Consider the following 23,287-nt stretch of genomic DNA (forward strand, 5'->3'; position numbering starts at 1 on the left):
CCGAAGGAGCAGCCATGCCGCACATCCGCATCGACGCCTACTACACCCCCAACATCAAGGAGGTCCCCGAGGCGTACCCCGGAGCGACAACCTTCGCGGAGGCGATGCAGTACGACATCGACAACCTCCCACCCATCGAGCTGCTCGCGATCGCGGAGGACGTCCAGGTAACGCTCGTTGATGACTGAGCCGCTCGACGATGATCGCGCCGGCGTGATCTTCTGATCTGCCCCGCCAACGAGTCCGTTCACTGGACGGTGGCGCCACCGGCTTCCGCCACCGCGATCGCCAGGTGCCCGAGCCCGTCAGCGTCGATCCCTGGATAGCCATGCAGCCGCGCCAGCCACGCGGCCGGGACCGCGCTCGCACCCCAGCGGGCCCCGAGCAGCGTGCCCGCGATGGCCGCAGTGGTGTCGGTGTCGCCGCCTGCTCGCACGCACCGTTCCAGCGCGGCGGTGAGGTGCTCCTCTCCCTCGCCCGGTGTGGTGCTGATCGCCCACCAGGCCGTCTGTAGGGCGTGCACGACCCAGCCGTTGTTGCGGAAATCGACGGTCGGATCGCCGGTCTCGGCCTGGTCCAGCAGCGTCATCCACTCGGCGTGGGTGGCCCCTCCGGCGTGCGCGTTGAGAAACATCCGCGGCCCGTCGAAGGTGCCGCGGATGATGGCGTGCCGGATCGCGTACGTCCACAGCGCGCAGGGCAGGCCGGCGTCAGGGTCCGGGTGGGTCAGCGCCGAGATTCGGCGTGCCCCGTCGATCGCCGCGGTCGCGTTGTTCAGGTAGCGCAGTGCGACCGGGGCGGTGCGCATGAGCGAGCCGTTGCCGCCGCTGTTGCTGTTGCCGCGGGACTCGACAAACCGGGTCATCTCGGCGGCGGTACGCGCGCCGTGCAGGATCGCGACCTTCGTCTGGCGGCCCACGTCCTTCGGTCCGCTGTCGAGCCAGCGCCGGAAGCCGTCGACCATCGAGTCGAGGCCGCCAGCGGTGAATGGGTCACCGTCGAGCAGTCCCTGGGCCACCACGCAGGTCAAGTCCGTGTCGTCGGTCCACTCGCCGGGCTCCCAGCCGAACGCTCCCCCGCCCTTTGGCTCGATCACCGCGGCAGGTGCAGGGTGCGTGAACTCGTACGGCGCACCGAGCGCATCACCGGCAGCGCAGCCGATCAGCGCGCCGGCGACTCGGTCCGCAGAGACGGTCTGAGGCACGCTCATGGACACAGTGAGGGGATCGGCCATCAGAAGAACCCGACCTGCCCGATGAGCTGCTGCGCGTGGTCGATGATCGTGCGCGCTTCGTCCAAAGCCGAGGACGCCTCACCTCGGCTGATCGAAACCTCCGACGGTCTGCCCGGGTACTCGATCTCGTTCCGGCGTCGACGCAGAGCATCGAAACCGGCGAAGCCGTCTCCGAACTGGGCCTGAGCCGCGTGTGCGAGGCACGCATGCCCGCCGGCGCTGGTGGGCCGCAACCCCTGCTGAATGAACACCGAAGTCAGCGCGAAGCGCGCAGCTTCGTATGCCGCGAGATACGCCATCCGCGCGTCGGAATCCAACAGCATGCTGGCGCTGCCGACTGCTCTCGCGGATTCACTCAGCCAGCTCTGTCCGTCGGCTGATGCCCCCGACACCTGGTCGAGGTGGCCGTCACGGATCATCTTCTCGATCGCGGCCTCACCGCGGGTCCATCGCCCCATCGTGTTCCTCCACACTCGGCAGTACCTGTGTGAAGGGACGTTCGCGGATGTCGGCCACCAAGGGGTCATAGGGCGCGGTTTCCCACTCCTCGAGCGTGCGATGCGAGGTGTTCACCTCGAAGCCGAGGCGCGACTGGGCAGCGTCCGCCGCCCGATACGCGGCGCTGCGCAACGCGTAGTCGCCGATCACGAGCACATCGACGTCGTTCGGGAAATGCCCGCGCTCTCCCGCGACGCGCCGTGCCCAAGAGCCGAAGATGAGGATCCGGTCGGCGCCGAGCTCCGCGAACTCCTCGGCGACCACCTGGGCGGGGCCGAAGGTGACGGTCAGCAGCTCGGTGAGCGGGCGCGCTGCAGGGTGCTGGGTGTTGGCACGGAACAGGCGCGTCCGCCCGACGCGCCGGCTGGTGAGCAGGCCTGCCTCTTCGAGCCGCTCCGCCTCACGATGCAGGGTGGTCAGGGGAACATCGAGGTCGCGGGCCAAGTCGGTCATGGGGACCTCTGCGGCAGTGAGAAACAAGCGGGACAGAAGCTCCGCCTGGTGCTGGGACCGGAACGTCGGAAAGAGCGCCGGTGCTTCACTTCGCATAAATGGAATATACCTTCCATCTAAGTGAAGTGTCAATGCCTCGAGCGATCACCCCGCGCCGCGCAGACCGCACTGCGTGGTCCAAAGGCATGATCTGCGGAATGGCCTCACTCACAGATCACGTAAGCAGCGACATCGTGGGCTTCGGTGCCACCGAGTACTGCGGGCACGGACGCACGATCGCCCTCGAGACCGAGCCGCGATGCGTTGGCCGCGACACACTCCGCAGCCTCGCCGAGGAGTTCGCAGGACACGGCCACCAGATCGACCGCGGTGAACACGAGATCGTCCTGTTGGCCGGCAACGGGGAGCCAGTCAGCTGGTTCTCGATCGATTCCGAAGCGCTGGCCTGGTGGAAGGGCAACACCTCACTCGCGGCCACCTTCACCGAGTGTTCGGCATGCGCACCTCGCGCGACCGAACTCTGACAGGTGTTGCGCATGATCCCCGCTGACCCCACCACCGTCGCCATCGCCGGCGACTGGCACGCCAACGTGAACTGGGCCAAGCACGCGATCACCACCGCGGCCCGGCGCGGCGCCGAAGCGATCGTCCAGGCCGGCGACTTCGGCATGCTGCCCGGGCCGTTCGTCAAGCAGTACCTCGACGAGCTCGACGAGACCCTGTCCATACACCAGCTGCACTTGCTCTGGGTGGACGGCAACCACGAAGACCACGCCTCGCTCGAGGCGTGGCCGGTACGCGACGGTGTTCACCCGATCCGCGAACGCATCACGCACCTTCCTCGCGGCTATCGCTGGTCCTGGAGCGGGAAGACGTGGCTGGCCCTTGGCGGCGCCGTCTCCGTCGACCGCGCGCATCGGAGCCCCGGGCTGGACTGGTGGCCGGACGAAGCGATCTCGGACAGTGACGTCGCCAGGTCGATCAGCCCCGGGCCAGCAGACGTGATGATCAGCCACGACTCCCCGGCCGGCGGAAGGGTCTTAGACGAGTGGCTCGGCGTCAACGGCTTCCGTCTCAGCGAGCAACTCCAGGACGACTGCGACGCCAACCGCGCTCGCCTACGCAAGGTCGTTGACGCAGTGCAGCCCCGACTCCTCGTGCACGGCCACTACCACTGGCGCTACCGCGACCGGATCGGCGTCACCGCGGTGGAGGGCCTCGACTGCGACGGAGACAAGGTCCTCCGCAACGTCATCCTGGTCGACGCGTCGTCCCTGACGGTCCGGGACATCATCTGATCCGATCGCGCCGTCGAGCCGAGTCCGTCAGGTCCGGGCGCATCCTCGTCGACATGAGCACTCGCACACGCATCACTCGCTCGGTGGCCGCCGTAGCTATCGCCGCGGCTGTCTTCGCCGCACCGGCGAACGCGGCTCCCGGCCACGCGGTCCAGCCGATCTCCGTCTGGACGATCGACTACGCCCCGAGTTCCTCCGTCGTCACCGACGCCGTCATTGCCGACGGTCTCCGAGTCGCCGGATTCACCGAGCCCCGTGTGATCGATCGGCTCACTGCGATCACGCGCAAGGCTTCACGGCACCTGTCCGGCGACAACCCGAACGCGTTCTCCCAGGCTGACGGGACCTACGGCCTGCTTCAACTCACGCCGACCATGTTCGCCAGATTCCACGGTCGCGGCACTTCCGCTCGGGTGTACGACCCGGCCGCCAACGTCGCCTCCGCGTGGAACTATCTGGTGTCCGAGCATGGGGTCCATCCCAGAACGGGAGACCGTGGCGAGGTGCTCCTCGAGCTCACGGGTTTGCAGTGGTACGGCGAGGCGCGCACACCGAGTTCGGATTCCTTCACGCGCTAACGCGCCGCGCGCGGCTCGATGGAGCCGGTGGAAGCACCATCTCCCCACCCGAACGGAAGGAGCGGCCGTGGCCGTCAATGTCTGGGCCCTGATGGTGGGCGACAAGGTGCGCGAGGCGGGCAAGGACTACGACCTGATCGTGTGGCTGATCGAGGCGCCGATGTCGGCCGGCAGAGCCGAGCACTGGGGCCCCTCCGTCTACGCGCACATCCGACCCGGCGGGTACGGCGTGACTTTCGACGCCATGAACGCTGACCGCTTCGCTCCGGCGGGAGGGTAGAGCGTGGGATACGTCGCGCGCTTCTACCCTCAGGAGTGGGACAACGGCGAGCTCTACGCCGCCGAGCCGTACAGCGGCATCGACTGGCCGCTCTCCGACGATGAGGCCGCCGTCGCGATCGGCGACTGGTCCGACACCGGTGACCTCAACTTCCTCCGAGAGCACCCGCGCGCCCCGACCGCGGTGAAGGACTGGCCCGGCCCGTTCTGCATCCGCATCATCGCGCCAGACGGGCACGAGGTCCCCTATCTGGTCTAGACGGCCAGCGATCGAAGCGCTACCGCGCACGAGACCACCAAGGAGCACGATGTCCGACCCCACACTGCCGGTGATCCCTCGCGATCACCCCATCGCCCGGGCGATTCTCGCCGCGGCTCCGACTGCCGTACTGGTCTGGGCGCAGGTCATCGGCGCTCGGCGCCTGATGCTGGACTACGTGTATCTGGAGGACAACGGCGGCATCCCCGGTCCTCCCTTCTACGACCTCGGCGAGCAGGCGAGCGCTGTCGTCGAGGCCAGCTGGTCTCGAGAGGACCACGGCCCCTGGGGCCGCTACGAAGATCACGGCGACACCTGGCGCCTTCAGATCGCCCGAGCCTGACACGGCCAACTACACCGCCACGCGCGAAGCCGCGCGGCGCGATCGAAGGAGATCCGATGCCCATCTTCAGCTACGTCGTCGACGTCGACGCCGCCTCGCAGGCCGAAGCCGACACGGTGATCGCCGAGCGCCTCGACCACGAGGAGGACTACGGGTTCCCGTACACGCTTCAGCACACGCGGTACACCGAGGCTGCCTCGGGGACGTACACCGGGTACTGAGCTAACGCTCGTCCGCGCCGACGAGCCCTGACTCGCGGGCCGCCTTCACGATGCGCTGCACCGTGCTCGGCGACACCCCGACCTCGCCGGCGACTACCCGACTCGGGGCGCCGGCCGCGGTGCGCTCGAGCACGGACTGCACCACGGCGGGGTCGACCTTGACGCGCCCCGACGCGATGAGCTCAGCCGCGTCAGCCGCTGCTGCATCGCGCGCGTCAGGGCCTTCGCCGGGTGGCACCAAGGGCCGGCTCCGCGTCTCGATCTCGCGCGTCTGCATCAGCGACGTGATGCTGAGCGCGTCATCTGCATCGTCCGCCGGCACCATCGCTGCGTCAGGCGCCGGACGCGGCGCCGCACCTGCATCGAGGAGCGCGTCAGCTGCATCAACCTGCGCACCATCGCGCGCATCTCGCCTGGTCAGCGGCGCGTCGCCCGCGTCATGCGCGGGGGCTTCCGCGGCTTTCTGCGTCGCCTCGATGCGGGAGAGCGTCACGAGGCCCAGAGTGCAGACCGCTACGAGCCCGTCGAGAATCAGCGGGAACAGCGCCGCGTCACCGCGGCCGTACCCGTACTGCATCGCGAGTGAGCGCAGCGCGTCGAAGCTGAGGCGGAACGCGGCGGCGTTGATCGCGACGATGGCCGCCATGAAGCACCAGTACGTCACTCCGCGACTGCTGATGCGTGACCACATGCCGAGCAGGTGCGTCAGCCCGAGAAGTGCCACGGGCGCGAGTGCCGCCGCGAGGATCGGTCCGAGCGCGGCCCCGACCGCGGGCTGCATGCCGGTCGAGTGCGTGATGTTGCCGGCCAGGCTGGTGACCGTCGCGAACACCAGCAGCGTCCACAGCAGTCGGCGCGTGCGCGCCAGATGCGCGTGTTGCTCCGCCACGAAACCTCCCTGAGTCGGGTCCGATGGTCGCACAGAGCGCCGGCTCCGCGGGTCGCGAGCAGAGGGCCAAGCCTGGACTCGGACCTAGCGGAACTCGCAGAGGTGGGTGAGCTTGATCTGGTCCGTGCGCCACACGATCATCTCGTTGTTGCGGACGGCGCAGTGCCCGCCACGAACATAGATCGAGTCGAAGGCCCGGCCCTTGTCGTCGACTCCTCGTCGTGCGCGGTCCACGAGTCGGTCCGCGGTGATCGAGGAATCCGAGCGGCACTCTCGACCCATCACCACGTCGGCGAGGAACATCAGCGGGATGCTGCCGCCGGCGCGTCCACGCTGTCCGGGCGCGCTCCCGATCGCGTAGTTCAGGCTCTTGGTGGACTGGTCGGAGAAGTACACACCGTCGCCGAACATCCGGCCGGTGGTGTTGTAGGCCCCGGCGTTGCTCGGCGGGCAGATCAGGCCGGTGCGCAGGATAGAGAGCACGTTGCCGGCAGTTGTTCCGTGCCAGAGCTCGCGTCGATGCTTCAGTGCGTCCTTGCGCTTCTCCCACACCGCGGCGGTGGAGTCTTCGAGCGTCCACACGCGGTGCAGGCTCAGCCTGTTGGCCGCGTGCATCGCGTTCCGCGAGCCGTTGAACTTCGCGGCGATGCGCTTGAACTCGGCGCCTGACTTGTCGAGCTCGACAAGCGTGTGCCGGAAGTCGATCGGTGCAGCGTCTTCGCTGTCGTCCTCGGTCGCGGCTCCCGTCGACAGGGTCACCGCGGACTCCAGCGCATCGAGGAGGTCATCCTGCTCGCGGCACCACGCGCGGGTCACCCAGTCCTGCTCACGGACGTTCAGGATCTTCTGCGGGATCAGCGTCAAGTACTTCTCTACAGCCGCGGCGTCGTAGCCGGAACGCAGCTGCCCGAGCGCGACGCGCGCGTCCCCGATCTGCGGCAGCGACACCGGTCCGAGCGCGGTCGTGACGGCGCCGCTGTCGCTGACCTGGATCCGGCCACCGGTCGCGGTGTCGATCGCGTGACGGTTGGACCGAATCAGATGCGCGACGAGGTCGTCGGCCATCGCCACCCCTCCCGGGAACAGACCGGCGCTCACGCGCCCGGTGAGCTGTCCACGCCGAACGGTCGCGGCTGCTGATGCCGAAGCAGCGCGGCCACCGTCGAACACCGTGTAGCCCTTACGCAGCTTCTCTTCCCGTTTCGCCCAGAAGCTGTGGTGGCCCGGGTAGGTGCGGGACTGCCCCGCGCCACCTCCCACCCGGCCCCAACGCGCGAAGGTCGAGCCATCAGGCATCTTGGACAGCTCGTAGAACTTGTTGTTGTTCCCAGCCGCGTTGACCTGGATCAACATGACGGTTTCGATCGCTCCCGACGTCACTACCCCTCCTCAGTGTTCTCTAATTTAGAGATTGTCAGGGGGGTCTGACAGGTTTCGACCGGGAGCACCTCGCCGGAACGTGTCGGGCCGCGGACCGATGCGGTGCCTGGCCTACCTTCGCCCACGCGCCGCATCGGGCGCGTGCAACGGGACAGGGACCGCCCCCGCGTGACGGCACCCGCCCGGCCAAGCTGGCAGCGCCGGCACCGAGAAGGAACACTCCGCACGGACGCGGGGCGTGCGCGACACCCGAACGAGGTACGCGACATGTCCACCACGAACACCGACCGCTACGCCAAGCAGCTGGCCGCCGACTGGGGGCTCACGCTCTCCGCGGCGCGCGACATCCGCGCCAAGCAGCTCGCGTTCGGGTCCCCTAGCGTCAACGACCTGATGCCGACCCTGCTGCGGCACTACGACCACAGGCTTCGCGACTTCGGCGCCCTCTGCCTGGGTGTAGCCCTGCGGCCGAGCCGGGTTGAGTTCAGTCGCTTCGCGGTGCCCAACACGGACGTTCGAGCTCTCGTGGGAACCAGTCTCGCCGAAGGCAGGCCCGTCTTCGCCGGCACGAGCCGGCAGCACCCCGCCGTCGTGATCTCCGGCGGATCCAACTCCGGCAAGACCACGATGCTGCACTCGCTCATCGAGCAGGCAGCTGCGGTGACGTCGCCGATCGACACCGGCATCACGGTGCTCGCCGCTGAGGATGCGGCGATCCGCACGCGCCTGTCGCACCTCGCTGACCGCATCGTGTTTCGCGAGCCGGATGCCGGGATCCCCCACGCCCGCTTGAGCTGGCGGCAGCTCGTCTTCATCGACGACGCCGACCTCTACTTGCCAGACAACACCGACCACTGGACGCAGATCACCGACGAAGTGAACGCAAGGCCCAGCCACATGCGCGTGTACCTCACCGCAGCGACTGCGGCACCCCGCGTGCTCCCGCGTGTACTGCTCACGAACGCGGTGCATGTGAACCTGCACGAAGGCACCCTCCCCATCAGGGCCCGTGCGCTCCCCTGGATGTTCACCTCAGCACTGTCCGACGACGAGGAGGACCCCTTCCGCCTTGTCTCCGGAGGGATCTGCTTCTCGGACCTTCCCGCCGGAAACTCGCCCGTGGACCCCAGTGCGGAGCATCACGCGTTCCCTGAGATCTCCGAGAATCCCCCAGTCCACCTCGCCGATCTGGACTCGCGAACCGCACCGTCCCAGCTGGGTTTCCAGTCCGCGACGCACCGCAGCGTGTTCAACGAGAAGGGTGCGCCGTGGGGGCACGAACACCTCAACTTCGAAGACGTGCGGCTCGCCGCGCAGACGCCGCTCAACCTCACGGACTCCGCGACGAAGCAACTCCTCGATGATGTCGAAGTCGCACGGACCGCTTGCGGGGAGTCGCGCCTCAACTTCGACAAGATCAACGCTTGCGACGACATCGAGGCGGTCGTGGACCAGGCCCGACGCGGGCGCTTTCCGTGGCCGATCTGGCGTGCGGGATTCGGACGGTTCCTCGCCGAGGACCCGAGTGTCTGGGATCCCCACGACAACTGATCGGCCCGATTCACGAGAGCGTGTCACGTGCCGTCGCCGCGAGACACTGGCGCTACGTTCCCGCCAGCGTCGTACCGGCGACGCGCACCGGGACACAGGACCACGCCCGCGCAGTGGGCCCTTCCCCGGCTCAGATCCCTTCGGGAACGCCGGAAGCGAATCCCCCGCACGAGCGCGGGACGTGTACGACCGCGAAAGCGAGACGTGACATGTCCACCAAGAAGAACAACCGGCAGAGCGCCGAAGAACGCCGACTCGCGGAGGCCTGGAGGCTCAGCAGCCTCGCCGCCCGCGACATCCGCCGGGTGCAGGTCGACTCCGGAGCGCCCAGCATCTCCGACGCCCTCGAGCGCGTGGTCTCCCACTACGAGCGCGAGCTCCGGGATCCCGGCAGTCTGTGCCTGGGCGTCGTGCCGAGCGTCGCCGACGGCGACGCACACTGGCTGGTTGATGAGGAGATCGACGGCAGCGGACCGATCTTCGCTCGGACCTCCGAGCGCACGCCGATCGTGCTGATCTCGGGCCACCGCAACAGCGGCAAGTCCACACTGCTCCATGTGCTCGTGGAACAGGCCGCCGCAGCGACCTCTCCGCACGACACCGCGATCTTCATCGGCGAACACCATCCCCAGTCCCTCACCGCCCGCACCGCTCATCTGGGAGACCGGGTGCTCGATCTTCGCTCCAAGCTGCGATCGAGTGACGAGCTCGACGGGCAGAAGAGCATGAACCTGCTGTTCATCGACGATCTCGATCTGCTCCTGAAGGCTGCGCCCGACTGGTGGGACCTCATCACCGCGATCGCAGGACGAGACGACGTTCGGATCTTCGCGACTGCGGCCTCAGCCGTCCCCCGCACGCTGCCCCGCTCCATCATCTCGTCTGCGGTCCGGGTCGCCCTGCAGGGCAGCTCGCTGCCCGGAACGTCAGCACCCACCGCACCCTGGATGTTCTCGACCGGCACGGCCGAGTCCCAGACCACTGGCTTGTGCTTCACGGACCTTCCGGCTGGCACCTCTCCGACCGGCCTGGACGATCCGTACACGGCGCCCCATCGCGAGGCGCTGGCTCTGCTGCGTCGCGGCGGATCGGGCGCGGGAGTCCTTCGCCGGTGGTCGGTGCTCGACCGCACCTTCGGCCTGGGCGACCTCAAGCTCGCTGGGCGGCGCCGGTCCGAGCTGGCGATCGGCGTCGTGGCCGACGCCAACGGTGCGGGCACTGAGCCCTGGTGCATCGACCTCGACGACGCGCCCCGGCTCGCGATCGCCGGCGACCCGCTCACGGGGCGAACCACCGCGCTCATGACCATGGTCTTCGGCGCCGCTCTGCACGCCGAAGGCCCACGGTTCCTCCTGATCAGCGACGACGGGGACCTCGAGGCGATCTCTGACCTTCCGAGCGTCGCGGGATACGCCACCGCGGCGGATTCGCTGATGGTCGAGCGACTCATCGCCCGGGCCGAGAGGGTGATCGAGGAGCGTCGCGTCGCGCGGGCAGCCCAGCCGACCTTGACGGTCGACGAATTCCTGGCCGGCCGCACGAGCGATCCGCACCACCGCCTCGTTCTCGCGATCGACGGAATCGGAGCGTTCCTCGGCGAGGACCGCAGCGAGCGAGCTCAGCAGCTGCTCACGATCGCGGACAACGGACCGGACGTCGGCGTGCACCTGGTGTTCACCGCCGACTCCGCAGGAGGCCGCTCGACCGGGAATCACCCGCACTACGCGATCGAGGCTCCCGTGACGCTGCAACTGTGCTCGCGGGACTACAGCCAGAGTCGTCTGCGCCCTGAGATTCGCGTCGATCTGGACGAGCTGATCCCGCGGGGTAAGCCCGGCTGGTCGGTGGACGCGAAGTCCGGACTCCCCGCGCGGATCGCCTTCCCGAGCGCGCGCACCGAACCGACCGCCGAGTCGCCGCGGGAACAGATCGCACACGCCGTCAAGAACCTGCAGATCTCGCCCAGGGGGTTCGAGGTCCCGCGAGTGAACCCCGCTCCGGACACCGTCAGCCTCGAAGACCTCTGGTCTGCCATCTGCAGTGCGCCGGTTCCCGCGGAGGCCGAGGTGGCGCTGTCCGGCGCTGCTCTGCCGCTCGGCGTCGACCTCCGCACTGACCGGATCATCGGTCCGGAGGGCCAGTCGGCACACCTGCTGATCTACGGCGCCGCGGAATCGGGCCGATCCACCGCAGCGCTGACAGCGGTGGAGTCCGCGGCGCACCTGCACGGCCCGTCCGACATGGCGGTGTACGTTCTCGACCCGCGAGGAGACCTGTCCAACGCCGCCGACGGACTTCGCAAACGCGGATACCTCCGCCCCGAGAAGACGTTCGACAGCGGGCGTGTGCGGCCGAGCGGATACGCCCGGACTCCCGAGCAGGTCGAGACGGCGGTTTCGACTCTCGAGCAGCTCATGGCTGCGCGCCGGCGAACCGCCGAGTCGACCACGAGCTCCGATGGTGACGTTCCGGCCCGTCCGAACCCTGAAGTGTTCGTCGTGATCGACAACTTCAACGCGATGACCAGTGGATACGCCCGGAGTTCCGCGCTCGACCGGCTTGTGCCGCTCATCTCCAGCGGCACCGATCTCGGGGTCCGGTTCATCGTGACCGACAACGCGGACATGTCCACCAGCTGGGAAAACGCTCCGTTCCTGGGTGCGTTGGCCGGATGCCGACACCGCACGCTCCTGCAGCTCAGTGGATCACCGAACACGTCGCCGCCGTTCTTCGCGTCGCAGCATCTGCGTCCCCGACGGTGGGCTCCTGGCCGAGGCCGCATGATCGTCGCGCCCGACGACTACGCGACCATCCAGGTGGCGCTGCCCCTGTCCGCCCGCGGAGCAGCGGCGGCGTGAACGCTACCGGCGGGCACGCGCGGCGTTCCCGCCGGTAGTGGCTCCAACAGCATCGCGCCGCGGAGCGCTCGGCGGTGTGTCCGAGGCCATAATCCAGCGCGTTACAGGGCCCGGCCGCCCAGCCACGTGAGTGGGTGGCAGGCCTCCACACCACCAGAGGAGTTCACGTGACCCCGTACCAGTTCGGTCTCCTGGCCGGCGCTCTCGCCGGCCTCGGGGCGGCTCGATTCCGGCACGGCCCCGAGGCCGCGAGTCGGTCCGGAACGGTCGGCCTTCTCGCGGCCGCCGCAGGCACCGCAGCCCTCACTCCCGCGGTGGGCGGGCCGCTGAGCGAACGCGTCTTCGACCTCGCCGGCCTGCCCGGCTTCGCCCCTGTGCTGGGGCAGCTCCTGCTGGTGGTCGCTGCCGTCGCCGGCGGCGCGCACCTGCTCGACCGGCTCGATGCATCCGGGTGGGTCCGCTACTGCGTCGGCCTGTCCGCGATCGCCACCGTCGTGATGCTCTGGCAGTGGATCAGCCAGAGCACCCTGCCCGCGGGCACTCAGGCGGACTTCCGCTGGTTCTTCGTGGCCTTCGCCACCGCGTTGGCCGTGCCCCAGATCGGGGTGCTGGCGGCGGCGATCCGCTACCGCGGTCAGCACCCCGCACAGTGGGCCTCGATCCTCGCCGCGGCCGCCACCGCCGGTATCGCATGGTGCCTGTGCCGCGGCCTCGTGGCTGGGTACGCCCCCGCGGCTGAGAAGATCCCCGGCGGTGCGCTCTGGGTGCTCGCGGTGACTGCAGGCCTCGGCTACTGGGGCGGGAACCTTCTCGCGCGGATCGACGAGAACCAGCCTGCCCCGGAAGACACGGACTCCCTCGATGACGAGCCCGATCTCGAGGTGAGCGACGAAGCGGACGTTCCCGAGCTTCCCGCCGCGGGCAGCGCCCGCGTGATCAACCTCGGCGAGGCCCGCGAGCGCGCCACGGCTCTGGCGACTGCGCTCTCGCGCCAGCTCGCCGACGCTGACCGCGACACCGCGGTCTCCGTCGGGGTTACTGGGGATGATGCCTACTTCTGCACCGCCGACGGGCTCGGATTCCTTCCCGAGGGCGGCGCCGGCGCAGACGGGCTCACCCCGCTCATCGACGCCGTGCCTGCGGAGTTCATCGCTCGCTGGATCGGGTGCGCGCACCCGCAGATGCCGCTGCTCGCCGCCGCCGAGCAGGAGCACGTGGAGCCTTTCGATGCCGTGGCAACGACCGGCCCCGGCGGAAACCTCGACGCCGAGGCGCTGGAGGAGGCCGAAGCGGCGGTCCTCGACCAGCCCCGCAGCCGCACCGGCGCCGTTCCGGTGTCGCAGGCGCACGCGGTCTTCGAGCGACTCTCGCGCGAGTGGGACGTCGACTTCACCGCCTCGAGGGATGTCGAAGCGGCGGTCGCGTCAGCGCGGTGGACCGCGCGTCCCAAGGACGAGTACCGCGGCCTGTGGGCATCCGAGTTGCTCCTCCGGGCGGCCGAAGACCTCGACTCCGGCGACATCGATTCCGCGCGATACGAGCTCTGGTGCGCGGACCAGATCCCCACGCTCACCGCAGCGTCGATCGTTCCGGAGGCGCAGGCACCTGCCCGTCCCGCGGCCCCCCAGCCGTCGCGCGCCACACTGATCACGGCGCAGATCGCGAAGGCCGCAGGGACCGAGACCAGCGTCGCCGTGGCGATGGACGCCGCGGGCAATGCCGTCTTCGCGACCGAGCAGGGCCTGGGTTACCTGCCGAGCGGCTCCCAGATCAGCGAGAACTGCACGTCCCTGGCCATGGCGGCGAACGAGGCGTTCCTCGCACGGTGGCTCGGGTGCCGGACCCCGCACGTCGCGCTCCTCGCGGCCGTGGACGAGGGCCTGATTCCGGCCCCGTCCGAGATCCTCACGACCGAGGACAAGCTCGCTGACCCTCGAGCGAAGAAGGTGACCGGCGGCGAGCTCGCCGCGGCACTCACCGTGCCCGCCGGGCCGACCGTCGACCGGGTGAGAATCTGTGCGATCGACCGCGCCGACGTCGATGACGCCTACCGCGCCCTGGTCGCACGTTTCGGGTTCCCTGCGGATGTCCCCTCAACCGCCTGGCGCGCTGCCCAGGACCAGCTCTGGGCATCCGAGCCTTCGGAGGGCTACCTCGAGGCCTGGGGCACGTACCTCGTCACCGCGGCCGACGCGGCCATCGCTCGAGCAGACGACTCCGCCCGGTACCTCCTGCGCAACGGCCTCATCGTGCTCTCCGCTGCCCAGCGCGCGCGAGTCTGACCCTGCTCAGACCGGGAAGACCATCATCTTCCCGGTCTGAGCGTTCGGGCCTCCGTAGAACAAGCGGTACCCGGCAGCGAGCAAGTTCGCCCGCATGGACACTTCGTCGCCGTAGCTCGCGACGTGCTCCCCTGTGGATTCGAGGGTGACCTCGCCGTTCCCCGTGCAGACTGCGATCGCGCGGTAGTCGAGATCTGGCGCGTCGCGCATCCACTCCCACCCGCTGATCCGGTACTCGCCGTTCGCGTTGGGCCGGAAGATCTCCACGCCGCCTTCGTAGTCGATGAGCAACGTGCCGTCCGAGTCGAACGAAGCACCGCCGACCCGGTGTCGATGGATCAGATCCGCGAACTCCTGCGCCTCGACACGGCTGAGCAGAGGGACCTCCCAGCCGTCCTGAGGCTCGTCAAGTCGTGTGCAGTCGATCACGAGCTCGGAGCATCCGGCGAGGATCAGCAGGGTCGTTGACATGCGGGTTCCTAACGTCGAGGTCGCGGACCCCGGAACTCTCTCGCGCGCGAGCCCCTGATCGCGTGGCCGGCGCGGTTGCTCCAGTCGCGCCCCGCTCGCGATACGGCCGCCGGCGCTGGTTACCTGCGAACTGCTCTCCAGACCAACCACTCCCGAGGAGCCTCCATGTCACCACGTAGCTTTCTGACCCCGCCGTCCCCGCTCGGCGTCCGCGAGGACCTCGCCGGAGCTGTGCCGCTCTCACGAGAAGCTCTCGAGCGCCTCGTCGTTCGGCGCCAGGATGAGCGGGCCTCCTTCGGTGCGCGCGTTGTCGAGCTCAACCGCACCGCCGCTTACAAGGTCGCCGAACCACTCGCCGACGAGCTCGACGCGGCGACCGGCCGGATCTCGTTCGCCACCAACGACGGTGACCGCCACCTCATGCCGGCCGATGACGCCTGCACCGCCTCGGCCGCGGTCGCGCGCCTTCTCCCGCAGGCCGTGCCTGCTGCGGAGATGCCGCGCGCCGCCGAGCCCGTCCTGCACTTCCTCGCGCAGGCCACCCGCTGTGTGAGTGTCGAGGAGGCCGTCGGTCGCGCGGTCTGGGCCCGCTACCTCTGGTCCGCGCGCGGCGAGGCCGACGTCGCTCGGCGCGCAGTCCGGTCGGACTTCGAGCTGCTCGTCAGCACGCCGCTGGTCCTGAGCTTCGTCACGCGCGCGGGGAAGGTCGTCGACGGCGACATCGTGACGGACCTCCCTCGGTACCTGCAGGCCCACATCGGCACCCTGCTCGAGCGTTCCGGCACGGATCTCGAACCGGCCTGGTCGAGCCTGCCCACCACTCCGCGCGAGGAGCACGAGCGCGGCCGGCCGGTTCTCGCCGGCGCCTTCACCCCGCGGTGGGAGCTCTTCTCGTCCGGGGAGCCCTTCGCGCGGTTCGATTCCGGATTCGGCGTCGCAAAGGGCGGGGTCGGCGCTCCGGAAGAGTGCGCGGTCTCGCTGCTCGCCTACAGCATCGAGTCCCTGCTGGCCGGCAACCCCTCGCGTGAGGTGGTCGCCGTGGCTGGGGCGCTCCTCGAGCATGTGCGAGGAGCGCGGGAACTGTTCGTCGGCTCGCGCCAGACCCTGGTGGACCGGGTCGAGCTGATGTGGTCCCTCGCCGAGGCGCTCGAGCTCGCCGAGGCCATCCCCGACGATCCCGAGATCATCGAAGGCATCCCCTTTCAGCAGCCCATCGACCCGAACCAGATCGAGCTGTTCGAGGTGGCGGCGTGAGCCCGGCGATCACACGCCGCGCAGCACTGATCGCCGCTCTCGGCGCCGGACTCGCCGCCCTGGCCCCCTCCGCGTCCGCCGAACCGCAACGCGAGCTGCTCGACGCGGCCTTCGAGCGGCAGGCAGCCGGGGATCGGGCCGGCGCACAGAACGCGCTGGATCGGCTCCCCGCCGCTGAGGCAAGGCGAGCGGCCGCGGTGATGTCGAACGTCGATCAGGCGCTGACCTTCCCGCTGACTGACCAGGTCCCTGGAGGTATCGCGCCCGGGTCGGCGATCGTCGTGCTCGGCTTCGGTCTCCTCGACGACGGCGGCGTCCGGCCGATTCTCGTTGAACGTCTACGCAAGGGGCTCGCCGTCGCTCAGAAGTACCCGGCGATGCCGGTGGTGCTCTCGGGCGGAGCTCCTCGCGCCGGCCGGACCGAGGCGGCGGCGATGCGCGACTGGCTCGTGGCCAACGGCCTGCCGGCGGCGCGCATCCATCTCGAAGACAGGTCGGGTTCCACCGCCACCAACGCGACGAACACGGCTGCGCTCATGCGTGGCCGCGGGATGGGCACGGCCGCAGTGCTGGTGTCCTCGGCCAACCACCTCCGTCGATCTGTCGCCGACTTCCTCTGTGCCGGCATCACGCTCCGGGCGGTGGTTGCTTCCGACGCCGCCGTGCAGGGGCCCCCGGACGGGGTCGAACTGCGGGCGGTCTACGCAGATGCGCGAACGGTCGCCGGCGTCTGACGACGGTTGCGCGCCGCTCCACGATCAAGCTACTCTCTGTTTTAGAGATTTCACTTGAGGAGGCCGCATGGTGGAAGCAGACACGTCCTGGGCTGTGCTGGGCGCCGAGGGCACCGTCATCTTGGCGGGCCGCGGCGCCGCCGAGCCGCCCCAGGTCCGCCACCACGTCGAAATCGTCCGTGTGGGCAAGCGCGACATCGTCGTTGCCGACGAACGAGGCGCCGAGCACCGCTTCCGTGTCACCGATGTCGACGGTGTCGGCTTCCGGTCGGCAGCCCGCCGGGACTTGTGGAGCCGGGCAGAGCTGCTGGTGCCCCGCACCTCTCCGGTCGTCACGCTCGCGCAGAACCACGCCAAGGCCGCTCACATCTACTTCGAGCTCACGAAGGGGCTCGACAGGCTTCGCGACGACCGAACGTCCGAAGTCGCTGCGGAGGTTCGCGATACCGCGCAGGCACTGGTGTACGCACTACTGGACCTCGAAGAGGACGCGAAGGAGACCCCGTGACCCACAACGCCGCCGAGATCAGTCCGGATGCGGTAGCCGCTGCCTACACCGCGATGCGCACGAAGATCCGCAGGGACCCCAATGCCGCCCTCTCCGACACGGCCGAGATCCGAACCCTCGCCAACGCGCTGACCGAGGACATCGTCGACCCGGACGCGTCCGCCGAAGACCGGTTCGAGCCCGTGCCTCAGACGAGCGTGCGCGACGTCACCGACCTCCTCGCCGCCGCGGCGTCCACCATCCGCGGGCTCGTCAACGATCGTGATGCGCTCATGGCAGCGCGCTCATGGGAACGCGACACCGAACTCGCGAACCGGATCGCCCCTCCGGATCCCGCAGCTTCCGAACAGCTCCTCGCCGAGCTCGCGGACACCGCGCGCAGCACGGGCGAATTCGACCGGGAAGTCATCCGCGCGCACGCCGTGTGGTTTCACGCCACCCGCAACTTCGTCGTGCACCGCGAGTCCGACCGCCAACGCAGCGACCAGTACCTGTTCGACGCATTCGGAGTCCGTCCCTCGATGGCGCTGCTGGCCCTGCATCAGCTGATCGACGCCGCAGAGCAGGGCGCCGTGATCACCGCAGACGATCTCGTGTGGGCTACCCAAGGTCCGGAACGGCTGCGCGGCGACCTCGCTGCAGCGCCCGACGAATACTGTCCGCCGTGCCTGCGGCCTGCACAAGGTGCGTCTTGAGCGCCGCACCAACGAGTCCGTTCGCTACCCCGACCACGGAGGAGACCCCTGTGACCATCGCCTTACGCCTCACCAACGGAACGTTGATCGTTCCGACGCGGCTTCAGCGCGACGGGTACCGCGGCTCCGAATCGGTCGTCGAGTCCGCCACCGTGCATGCAGACCGCGGCTTCGTCGTCCTCGACCCGGGAACGACCGAGTTCACGATCGCCGGCCCGCCGGAGACGGAGAAGGCCGCCGTGCTGCTGAGGTACGAGCGCATCACGACGGTCCCCGGGCTACCCGAGGCCGTGACCACCGACGAGGAGATGGCGGACCTGCGAACCAGGTGGGAGAACGTCGACGCCTTCTACCGTCGCGTCGAGGACGTCACGACGAGCACTTCGACGCCGACGCGCACCGTCTCCGTCGCCGACATGCGCATCCTCGACGTCGACCACGAGCAGATCGCGCACGACGCCGCGGGGTGGGAGCCGGACCCCGAATACCTCGGCATTCCCTCGCAGCTCGCCGCGCTGGTGCCCGGCCGCCTTCGTGGAGTGCCTCAGCTGGTCGAGGATCAGATCAAGGGCAAGGACCGGCGGGTGAACCTGTGGCCTGCCCGACACGGGCAGGAGACGGCCACCCTGCTCGTCGAGTTCCAGGTCGCCTACGAGGACGCCCGCACCCGCATGGTCAAGAAGGACCCGACGAACAACCGGCGCAACGCCAAGCGGGTGCCGATCACCGACACCAAGTACGTCGAGCTGCACACTCAGGTACCGCTGACCATTGCGGCCACCAGCCCCGACATCGCCCACGCTGAGGTGGATCGGATCGTGGGCGACATCGAAGCCCAGCTCGGAGAGCCTGTTGCCCTCTGCACCGCGTGCGCGGGCGACGGTCTGGTGCTCACCGGCGACGTGCGACCCTGGACACGACGATGAGCACCGTGCAGCAAGCCAGAGCCTTCCTCGCGGCGAACGGCAACGAGCTCACGTCGGTCGGCGAGTACTACGCCGGCTGGACGGTGGTCGCCTCCACGTACTCCTGGTTCAAGCACTCCACCGTCTACTTCGACATCGTCGCGGCAGACCCCGACGGCGAACTGTGGCAGTACACCGTCGGCTCCAACTACGAGTACGGCACCGACACAACGGGCGATCCGATCCCGGTGCTCGCCGAGGTCGAGACGAAGCGGGTCGTCACCTACCGCCCGCGACTGATTCCGCGCGAGGCCTAGGGGCAGTCCAGTCCGCGCCGCGGGCGGCGTCTCGGTGACCAGTCCACCACGCTGCAGCCATGGACGACTACAGGGTGACCTACGTCATCGACGACGACGGCGAGCCCGTCGCGGTGTTCCTCGACTCCGGGAAAGACCGCGAGCCCGGGTATCTGACGACCTACGATCGCACCGACGAGCACAGCGTGGCGTCGATCGAGTGGTTCCGGCGCATGCCGCCCGCTACCGAGCACCAGGCCTACGACCTGCACGCGTACCTGAAGAGGCGGTACGCGGAACCGATGCAGGGTGACCCGGTCAGCCTGGTGTTCACGCCGGCGGGCCTACCTCGATGACCGCCGAGGATCGCAACAGGTACGGCGTCGACGTGGCCGAGCTTCATCCCGGCTCGCGGCTCTATCACCGCGACATCCGCGTGGTCGCCGTCGACTGGCCTGATCTCGAGCATCGCACCATCGCTGTCGCGTACGGGTGGACGTTCGTCGCTGGTACCGCGCCAGATCTCACGGTGTCGACCGACGACGTCAGCGCCTGATCCGTTCGCGCCACGTGCACGGTCCGGGGACCTCCCCTGTGACGCTGCGACACGTGACTCGAAATGGATACAGCAACGACGACACCTGGCTGGTCGCGGCCTCCTGCGACAACACGCAGGGGTTCGAACCGATCGAGAACCGGATCGGCCTGCGCGCACGGAGCGGTGACGTGGCCGGCGCTGCGGACGAACTCCAAGCGCTCGTGACCCGGACCAGCACCGTCAAGTACCTCTCGGACGAGATCGACTACGCGCAGGTCGACTGGACCGACATCGTCACCACCTGGGCTCAGGACGCGGCATGAGCGGCGCAACGGTGCACGTCTGGCGAATTGTCCACGCTGCGACCCCCAACTTCGCCGCCGGTGACGAGCTCATCGCCAGCGAGACCCCGGATGCGGGTGAGGCGCGTACCCGAGCGGGAGGGGGTCGATGAGCCCGCAATGGCTATGTCAAGTTGATCTGGCCCCGGTAGGGCGGTTTCATTCGGCCCCACCTGAGTGGGGCCCTGAGCCGCTAGAGTCCGGGGTGTGGATGGGCGGCCGCGGGTGCGCAGTGTGGTTGCGCCGACTGGTTGGGATCGCGAGTCGGTGCGTGCGTATGCCGAGTTCGTGATCGCGCGTGATGATCAGCTCGGTGATCAGGTATCGGTCCGGGTGAAGATTAAAGACGGGGAGCCACTGCCGAACCTGACGACCCGGTGGACCGTGGTTTATGTCACTCACCAGAACCGGGCCTTGCGCCGGCATCTGTCGGTAGTCAAGGACGAACGCCGCGCTTAGCCCGCGGTAGCTGCTGCTTCGGTGTGAGCCAGGCGGTAGCTGTGAGTGCCGGTTTCGATGATGGTGCCGCGGTAGGTGAGCCGGTCGACGATCGCGGCGCAGAGTCGTGGGTCGGTGAAGGTGTCTGTCCAGCCGGAGAAGGACTGGTTGGAAGCGATCGCGACGCTGTTCTTCTCTTCGCGTTCGGTGAGGACTTGGAAGAGCAGTTCGGCGCCGCGGCGATCGAGTTCCATGTAGCCGAGCTCGTCGATGATGAGCAGGTCAACGCGGCCGTAGCGGTTGATGGTCTTCGCGAGCTGCTTCTCGTCAGCGGCCTCGACCAGCTCGTTCACTAGTTTGGTGGCGAGGGTGTAGCGGACTCTAAAGCCTTGCTCGGCGGCAGCGGTTCCCAATCCGATCAGCAGATGGGATTTGCCGGTTCCGGAGTCGCCGATGAGGCAGAGCGGCAGTCCGTGGCGGATCCAGTCGCCGGTGGCGAGCTGGTGGATGGTGGCGGGTTCGATGTCGGGGTTGGCGTCGAAGTCGAAGTCCGCCAGCCACTTCTCCCGCGGGAACCCCGCGGCTTTGACGCGGCGAACAGTGGAGCGGCGGTCCCGGTCGTCGACTTCGGCGAGCAGGAGTTCGGCGAGGAACCCCTGGTAGGACAATTGCTGCTTGGCGGCGGCGGTGAGGTGCTGGTCGATCATCGACCGCACTGTCGGCAGGCGTAGGCGCCGGCAGGCCTGGTCAACGGCGGCGAGGGCGGCTTCTTCGGTGAGGCCGCCCCGGCGGCGCAACGACGGGGCCAGCGCATTCGTCTGGTTCTTATTGGCGGTTGCGGTCATAGCCGGGTGGGCCTTTCAATCGGTGGTGGGTCCAGCGACTCAATCGGTGGTGGGTCCAGCGACGCAGGTAGCGCGTCGGAGGCAGTGCGTCGCCGGTGCTGCGGGAGCAGGCGGTCGTAGGCCGTAACGCTGGGCAGCGGTCGCCGGTCGGGTGGCAGGCCGGCGATCACCGCCGCGGGGTCTGCGAGCCGTCGTTGGGTGAGGCTGACAACTCGTTGCTCGCGTCGTTCGGCATGGCGATCGAGATGACGGCCAGCGTTGGCCCCACCTGTCTGGTCGGCAGCGACCGAGGCGTGCGCGAGCAGGCGGGCTTCGGCGCGGCGAGCCTCAACGGCGACGACCTCGGCGCTCACCGCCCCGACCCGCAATGCAGCATCGATGCCGGCGATCACCGCCGCGGCGGGCAGGCTGCGGTGCAGCAGCAGGACGTCGATCAGCTCGCTGGTGCCGTCGGTGTCGCCGTTGACTCGTCGGGCGGCGGCCCAGAACGCATCATGGCTGGCGGTGAACACCCCGGCAGCGCGGGCCTGCGCCAACGCCGTTGATCCCGGCAGGGCACCGGGTTTGAACTTGAGCACCTCGAGGTAGTGGTCGAGGTCGATCTTCGCGGTGCCGCGGCCGGCGACCCGTGGATGCCGCGCGACCAGGGTCCGGCCGTCGTAGACCAGCAGCTGGGAGGCTTGTAGTGAGACGCGGACTCGGCGGCCGATCAGGTGCGCCGGCACCGAATACTTCACCATCCGAACGGTGATCATCGCCGACCGATCGACCCGTGGTGTGAGGATCAGGCCCGGGTCGAAATCCTCCACCGGCAGCGGCGCGAGCGCTGCTCGGTCGTGCTCGTAGTCCTGGCCGATGGTGCGCAGTCGTCCGTCGATCCGGCGGCCCTCGTCGCGGTCCTCCCAGGCTTTGATCTGCTCGTTGAGCTCATCGAGGGACTCGACCTGCGGCATTGGGGTCAGCCGGTTGCGGCGGAACCATCCGACCTCGCCTTCAACGCCGCCCTTCTCGTGCGCCCCGGCGATGCCGGGCTGGCAGTAGAACGGATCGAATCCGTAGTGCGAGTGAAACAACGTCCACCGCGGGTTCTCCTGTCGCCGCCGGTCTCCGCCCTGCAGGACCGCGACCACCGCCGAGGTGAGATTGTCGTAGCGGATATGCCGGGTCGGGACCCCGCCGAGCTCGCGGAACGCCTCGACGTGCCCTTCGAGGAACGCTTCCTGCCCGCCGGTCGGATAGACCCGGTGAATGGCCTTGCCCGAGTGCGAGAGCCGGTAGACGAACATGTGGCACTTGGTCTTCACCCCGCCCAGGATCACCCAGACCTCGCCGAAGTCGACCTCCGCCTCCGCGCCCGGGGCGTGGTCCTGGGCGATGAACACCTCCGTCCGGCGGCCGGCCTCCACCTCGATCTGCGCCCGCCGGACCCGCACGTAGTCCCGCACCGTCGAATACGACAACTCGACCGCATCGTGCTCGATCGCCAGGCGTTCCCGGATCCGCGTCGCGGTGTGCCGCTGCTTACGCGGAGCATCCAGATCCGACCGCAACATCTCATCAATCGCCGCCTTGAACCGGTCCAACCGCGGCGACGACCGCTCCGGCGTCTTCCGCGGCGGCGGCTCCGCCGATGACAACGCCTGCCGCACCGTCCTCCGGTGCACGCCATGCTTGCGAGCCAACGCCCGGATACTCATGCCCTCGACCCGGGCGTCCCGCCGGATCTGCGCGAACAGCTCCACCTTCGATCCCATCATTGGCCACCACCTGCTTCGGCTCGGAAACGATGTTCACGAGCAACCATCAGGTGGGGCCAGATCAAACCGTCGCAACACCACCGGCGAGTCGCAAACGGGGCCAGGTCTAGCCGTCGAGCCGGGGCCTCTTCAAGCTGTCATAGCCACCGCAAGCCCCGGTCTCCAGCGAGTACCTCGGCGAGATGTCGCTCGACGAGTTCTACGAGCGGCTCGCCGAGCACCGGACCCGCGGCCAGCGCTGATGGCTTCACCTTTCGTCTTCGTCTGGCACGTCGTTCCGAACGACCCGACGGGCGGGATCGAAGACGAGCTGATCGCCTACCCAGCCGACGACGTGACGGCGGCACTGAGCCGGACCTGGCTGGCACGCCGCGGAATCCCC

Annotated in this window: 29 protein-coding genes; 21 read left to right on the top strand and 8 right to left on the bottom strand. The window is 68.7% G+C overall.

Annotated elements, in window-relative coordinates:
- Nucleotides 1–14: 14 nt before the first annotated feature.
- On the top strand, nucleotides 15–188 hold the full coding sequence (locus BLW32_RS27665; RefSeq protein ID WP_156486376.1) for a hypothetical protein: 174 nt from the start codon (nucleotides 15–17) through the stop codon (nucleotides 186–188).
- A gap of 59 nt (nucleotides 189–247) precedes the next feature.
- On the opposite strand, the gene BLW32_RS15025 is transcribed toward BLW32_RS27665, so the two are convergent.
- From BLW32_RS15025 to BLW32_RS15035, 3 genes are read right to left on the bottom strand one after another with little or no spacing between them, the layout of a single operon-like run.
- Nucleotides 248–1,210, bottom strand: a complete 963-nt coding sequence (locus tag BLW32_RS15025) for an ADP-ribosylglycohydrolase family protein (protein ID WP_068740191.1) — start codon at nucleotides 1,208–1,210, stop codon at nucleotides 248–250.
- A 23-nt stretch (nucleotides 1,211–1,233) separates the two neighbouring features.
- Nucleotides 1,234–1,692 carry a hypothetical protein gene (locus BLW32_RS15030; RefSeq protein ID WP_068740193.1) on the bottom strand — a complete coding sequence of 153 codons (459 nt, stop codon included), beginning with the start codon at nucleotides 1,690–1,692 and terminating at the stop codon, nucleotides 1,234–1,236.
- Nucleotides 1,670–2,185, bottom strand: a complete 516-nt coding sequence (locus tag BLW32_RS15035) for a winged helix-turn-helix domain-containing protein (protein WP_231857303.1) — start codon at nucleotides 2,183–2,185, stop codon at nucleotides 1,670–1,672. The genes BLW32_RS15030 and BLW32_RS15035 overlap by 23 nt, the downstream gene beginning before the upstream one ends.
- 98 nt (nucleotides 2,186–2,283) lie before the next feature.
- Between BLW32_RS15035 and BLW32_RS15040 the strand changes: the two genes are divergently transcribed.
- From BLW32_RS15040 to BLW32_RS27670, 7 genes are all read left to right on the top strand, one after another.
- On the top strand, nucleotides 2,284–2,709 hold the full coding sequence (locus tag BLW32_RS15040; RefSeq protein ID WP_139286186.1) for a hypothetical protein: 426 nt from the start codon (nucleotides 2,284–2,286) through the stop codon (nucleotides 2,707–2,709).
- A gap of 12 nt (nucleotides 2,710–2,721) precedes the next feature.
- The gene (locus tag BLW32_RS15045) at nucleotides 2,722–3,483 is read left to right on the top strand and encodes a metallophosphoesterase family protein (protein ID WP_068740199.1); all 762 of its coding nucleotides are present in this window, start codon (nucleotides 2,722–2,724) and stop codon (nucleotides 3,481–3,483) included.
- A 53-nt stretch (nucleotides 3,484–3,536) separates the two neighbouring features.
- Nucleotides 3,537–4,061 carry a lysozyme family protein gene (locus BLW32_RS15050; protein WP_139286187.1) on the top strand — a complete coding sequence of 175 codons (525 nt, stop codon included), beginning with the start codon at nucleotides 3,537–3,539 and terminating at the stop codon, nucleotides 4,059–4,061.
- A gap of 67 nt (nucleotides 4,062–4,128) precedes the next feature.
- Nucleotides 4,129–4,341, top strand: coding sequence for a hypothetical protein (locus BLW32_RS15055; protein ID WP_068740203.1), 213 nt, complete (start codon nucleotides 4,129–4,131; stop codon nucleotides 4,339–4,341).
- Nucleotides 4,342–4,344: 3 nt separating this feature from the next.
- The gene (locus tag BLW32_RS15060) at nucleotides 4,345–4,599 is read left to right on the top strand and encodes a hypothetical protein (protein WP_068740205.1); all 255 of its coding nucleotides are present in this window, start codon (nucleotides 4,345–4,347) and stop codon (nucleotides 4,597–4,599) included.
- Nucleotides 4,600–4,648: 49 nt separating this feature from the next.
- Entirely contained in the window at nucleotides 4,649–4,942 is a 294-nt protein-coding gene (locus tag BLW32_RS15065; protein WP_068740207.1) for a hypothetical protein, read from the top strand.
- A gap of 56 nt (nucleotides 4,943–4,998) precedes the next feature.
- The gene (locus BLW32_RS27670) at nucleotides 4,999–5,163 is read left to right on the top strand and encodes a hypothetical protein (protein ID WP_156486378.1); all 165 of its coding nucleotides are present in this window, start codon (nucleotides 4,999–5,001) and stop codon (nucleotides 5,161–5,163) included.
- Between the two features lies 1 nt (nucleotide 5,164).
- Here the strand turns inward: BLW32_RS27670 and BLW32_RS15070 are convergent, their stop codons facing one another.
- Nucleotides 5,165–6,052, bottom strand: coding sequence for a helix-turn-helix domain-containing protein (locus tag BLW32_RS15070; protein WP_068740209.1), 888 nt, complete (start codon nucleotides 6,050–6,052; stop codon nucleotides 5,165–5,167).
- An 84-nt stretch (nucleotides 6,053–6,136) separates the two neighbouring features.
- The gene (locus tag BLW32_RS15075; protein ID WP_231857304.1) at nucleotides 6,137–7,432 is read right to left on the bottom strand and encodes a WGR domain-containing protein; all 1,296 of its coding nucleotides are present in this window, start codon (nucleotides 7,430–7,432) and stop codon (nucleotides 6,137–6,139) included.
- A gap of 267 nt (nucleotides 7,433–7,699) precedes the next feature.
- Here BLW32_RS15075 and BLW32_RS15080 point away from each other — a divergent pair, with 267 nt between their 5' ends.
- From BLW32_RS15080 to BLW32_RS15090, 3 genes are all read left to right on the top strand, one after another.
- Nucleotides 7,700–8,983 (top strand): ATP-binding protein, encoded by a 1,284-nt coding sequence (locus BLW32_RS15080; protein ID WP_068740213.1) that lies wholly within the window; start codon nucleotides 7,700–7,702, stop codon nucleotides 8,981–8,983.
- 209 nt (nucleotides 8,984–9,192) lie between these two features.
- Nucleotides 9,193–11,841: an FtsK/SpoIIIE domain-containing protein gene (locus BLW32_RS15085; protein WP_068740215.1), complete on the top strand. Its 2,649-nt coding sequence runs from the start codon at nucleotides 9,193–9,195 to the stop codon at nucleotides 11,839–11,841.
- 167 nt (nucleotides 11,842–12,008) lie between these two features.
- Complete coding sequence (locus BLW32_RS15090) at nucleotides 12,009–14,123, top strand: hypothetical protein (RefSeq protein ID WP_068740217.1); 2,115 nt, start codon at nucleotides 12,009–12,011, stop codon at nucleotides 14,121–14,123.
- Nucleotides 14,124–14,129: 6 nt separating this feature from the next.
- On the opposite strand, the gene BLW32_RS15095 is transcribed toward BLW32_RS15090, so the two are convergent.
- On the bottom strand, nucleotides 14,130–14,594 hold the full coding sequence (locus tag BLW32_RS15095) for a hypothetical protein (RefSeq protein ID WP_068740219.1): 465 nt from the start codon (nucleotides 14,592–14,594) through the stop codon (nucleotides 14,130–14,132).
- 165 nt (nucleotides 14,595–14,759) lie between these two features.
- Between BLW32_RS15095 and BLW32_RS15100 the strand changes: the two genes are divergently transcribed.
- The 10 genes from BLW32_RS15100 to BLW32_RS27125 all read left to right on the top strand — a co-directional run bounded on the left by BLW32_RS15100 (nucleotide 14,760) and on the right by BLW32_RS27125 (nucleotide 20,324).
- Nucleotides 14,760–15,848 (top strand): hypothetical protein, encoded by a 1,089-nt coding sequence (locus BLW32_RS15100; RefSeq protein WP_139286188.1) that lies wholly within the window; start codon nucleotides 14,760–14,762, stop codon nucleotides 15,846–15,848.
- Nucleotides 15,845–16,582 carry a YdcF family protein gene (locus BLW32_RS15105; protein WP_068740223.1) on the top strand — a complete coding sequence of 246 codons (738 nt, stop codon included), beginning with the start codon at nucleotides 15,845–15,847 and terminating at the stop codon, nucleotides 16,580–16,582. The genes BLW32_RS15100 and BLW32_RS15105 overlap by 4 nt, the downstream gene beginning before the upstream one ends.
- Before the next feature lie 67 nt (nucleotides 16,583–16,649).
- Entirely contained in the window at nucleotides 16,650–17,090 is a 441-nt protein-coding gene (locus tag BLW32_RS15110) for a hypothetical protein (protein ID WP_139286189.1), read from the top strand.
- Nucleotides 17,087–17,785, top strand: coding sequence for a hypothetical protein (locus BLW32_RS15115; RefSeq protein ID WP_068740227.1), 699 nt, complete (start codon nucleotides 17,087–17,089; stop codon nucleotides 17,783–17,785). Before BLW32_RS15110 ends, BLW32_RS15115 begins: the two co-directional genes overlap by 4 nt.
- 50 nt (nucleotides 17,786–17,835) lie before the next feature.
- Nucleotides 17,836–18,711, top strand: coding sequence for a hypothetical protein (locus BLW32_RS15120; RefSeq protein ID WP_068740229.1), 876 nt, complete (start codon nucleotides 17,836–17,838; stop codon nucleotides 18,709–18,711).
- Nucleotides 18,708–19,007, top strand: coding sequence for a hypothetical protein (locus tag BLW32_RS15125; RefSeq protein ID WP_068740231.1), 300 nt, complete (start codon nucleotides 18,708–18,710; stop codon nucleotides 19,005–19,007). Before BLW32_RS15120 ends, BLW32_RS15125 begins: the two co-directional genes overlap by 4 nt.
- Nucleotides 19,008–19,066: 59 nt before the next feature.
- Nucleotides 19,067–19,342, top strand: coding sequence for a hypothetical protein (locus BLW32_RS15130; RefSeq protein WP_068740233.1), 276 nt, complete (start codon nucleotides 19,067–19,069; stop codon nucleotides 19,340–19,342).
- Complete coding sequence (locus BLW32_RS15135; protein WP_068740235.1) at nucleotides 19,339–19,542, top strand: hypothetical protein; 204 nt, start codon at nucleotides 19,339–19,341, stop codon at nucleotides 19,540–19,542. Before BLW32_RS15130 ends, BLW32_RS15135 begins: the two co-directional genes overlap by 4 nt.
- 53 nt (nucleotides 19,543–19,595) lie before the next feature.
- On the top strand, nucleotides 19,596–19,847 hold the full coding sequence (locus tag BLW32_RS15140) for a hypothetical protein (protein WP_139286190.1): 252 nt from the start codon (nucleotides 19,596–19,598) through the stop codon (nucleotides 19,845–19,847).
- 225 nt (nucleotides 19,848–20,072) lie between these two features.
- Nucleotides 20,073–20,324, top strand: coding sequence for a hypothetical protein (locus BLW32_RS27125; RefSeq protein WP_133298647.1), 252 nt, complete (start codon nucleotides 20,073–20,075; stop codon nucleotides 20,322–20,324).
- On the opposite strand, the gene istB is transcribed toward BLW32_RS27125, so the two are convergent.
- Both istB and istA read right to left on the bottom strand, forming a co-directional pair.
- A complete protein-coding gene (gene istB / locus BLW32_RS15145) occupies nucleotides 20,321–21,148 on the bottom strand; it encodes an IS21-like element helper ATPase IstB (RefSeq protein ID WP_068526535.1) in 828 nt (275 codons plus the stop codon). The two genes, BLW32_RS27125 and istB, sit on opposite strands and share 4 nt — an antisense overlap.
- Nucleotides 21,145–22,902, bottom strand: a complete 1,758-nt coding sequence (gene istA / locus BLW32_RS15150; RefSeq protein ID WP_231703188.1) for an IS21 family transposase — start codon at nucleotides 22,900–22,902, stop codon at nucleotides 21,145–21,147. Before istA ends, istB begins: the two co-directional genes overlap by 4 nt.
- Nucleotides 22,903–23,287 lie beyond the last annotated feature (385 nt).

This window comes from Tsukamurella tyrosinosolvens (assembly GCF_900104775.1).
GTDB classification, from domain to species: Bacteria; Actinomycetota; Actinomycetes; order Mycobacteriales; family Mycobacteriaceae; genus Tsukamurella; species Tsukamurella tyrosinosolvens.

Coding starts and splice junctions, on each gene's coding strand:
- istB (WP_068526535.1), bottom strand. CDS start 21,148: ATGACCGCAACCGCCAATAAGAACCAGACGAATGCGCTGGCCCCGTCG.
- BLW32_RS27665 (WP_156486376.1), top strand. CDS start 15: ATGCCGCACATCCGCATCGACGCCTACTACACCCCCAACATCAAGGAG.
- BLW32_RS15065 (WP_068740207.1), top strand. CDS start 4,649: ATGTCCGACCCCACACTGCCGGTGATCCCTCGCGATCACCCCATCGCC.
- BLW32_RS15110 (WP_139286189.1), top strand. CDS start 16,650: ATGGTGGAAGCAGACACGTCCTGGGCTGTGCTGGGCGCCGAGGGCACC.
- BLW32_RS15085 (WP_068740215.1), top strand. CDS start 9,193: ATGTCCACCAAGAAGAACAACCGGCAGAGCGCCGAAGAACGCCGACTC.
- istA (WP_231703188.1), bottom strand. CDS start 22,902: ATGGGATCGAAGGTGGAGCTGTTCGCGCAGATCCGGCGGGACGCCCGG.
- BLW32_RS15035 (WP_231857303.1), bottom strand. CDS start 2,185: ATGACCGACTTGGCCCGCGACCTCGATGTTCCCCTGACCACCCTGCAT.
- BLW32_RS27670 (WP_156486378.1), top strand. CDS start 4,999: ATGCCCATCTTCAGCTACGTCGTCGACGTCGACGCCGCCTCGCAGGCC.
- BLW32_RS15125 (WP_068740231.1), top strand. CDS start 18,708: ATGAGCACCGTGCAGCAAGCCAGAGCCTTCCTCGCGGCGAACGGCAAC.
- BLW32_RS15025 (WP_068740191.1), bottom strand. CDS start 1,210: ATGAGCGTGCCTCAGACCGTCTCTGCGGACCGAGTCGCCGGCGCGCTG.
- BLW32_RS15130 (WP_068740233.1), top strand. CDS start 19,067: ATGGACGACTACAGGGTGACCTACGTCATCGACGACGACGGCGAGCCC.
- BLW32_RS15045 (WP_068740199.1), top strand. CDS start 2,722: ATGATCCCCGCTGACCCCACCACCGTCGCCATCGCCGGCGACTGGCAC.
- BLW32_RS15135 (WP_068740235.1), top strand. CDS start 19,339: ATGACCGCCGAGGATCGCAACAGGTACGGCGTCGACGTGGCCGAGCTT.
- BLW32_RS15095 (WP_068740219.1), bottom strand. CDS start 14,594: ATGTCAACGACCCTGCTGATCCTCGCCGGATGCTCCGAGCTCGTGATC.
- BLW32_RS15080 (WP_068740213.1), top strand. CDS start 7,700: ATGTCCACCACGAACACCGACCGCTACGCCAAGCAGCTGGCCGCCGAC.
- BLW32_RS15040 (WP_139286186.1), top strand. CDS start 2,284: ATGGAATATACCTTCCATCTAAGTGAAGTGTCAATGCCTCGAGCGATC.
- BLW32_RS15100 (WP_139286188.1), top strand. CDS start 14,760: ATGTCACCACGTAGCTTTCTGACCCCGCCGTCCCCGCTCGGCGTCCGC.
- BLW32_RS15030 (WP_068740193.1), bottom strand. CDS start 1,692: ATGGGGCGATGGACCCGCGGTGAGGCCGCGATCGAGAAGATGATCCGT.
- BLW32_RS15050 (WP_139286187.1), top strand. CDS start 3,537: ATGAGCACTCGCACACGCATCACTCGCTCGGTGGCCGCCGTAGCTATC.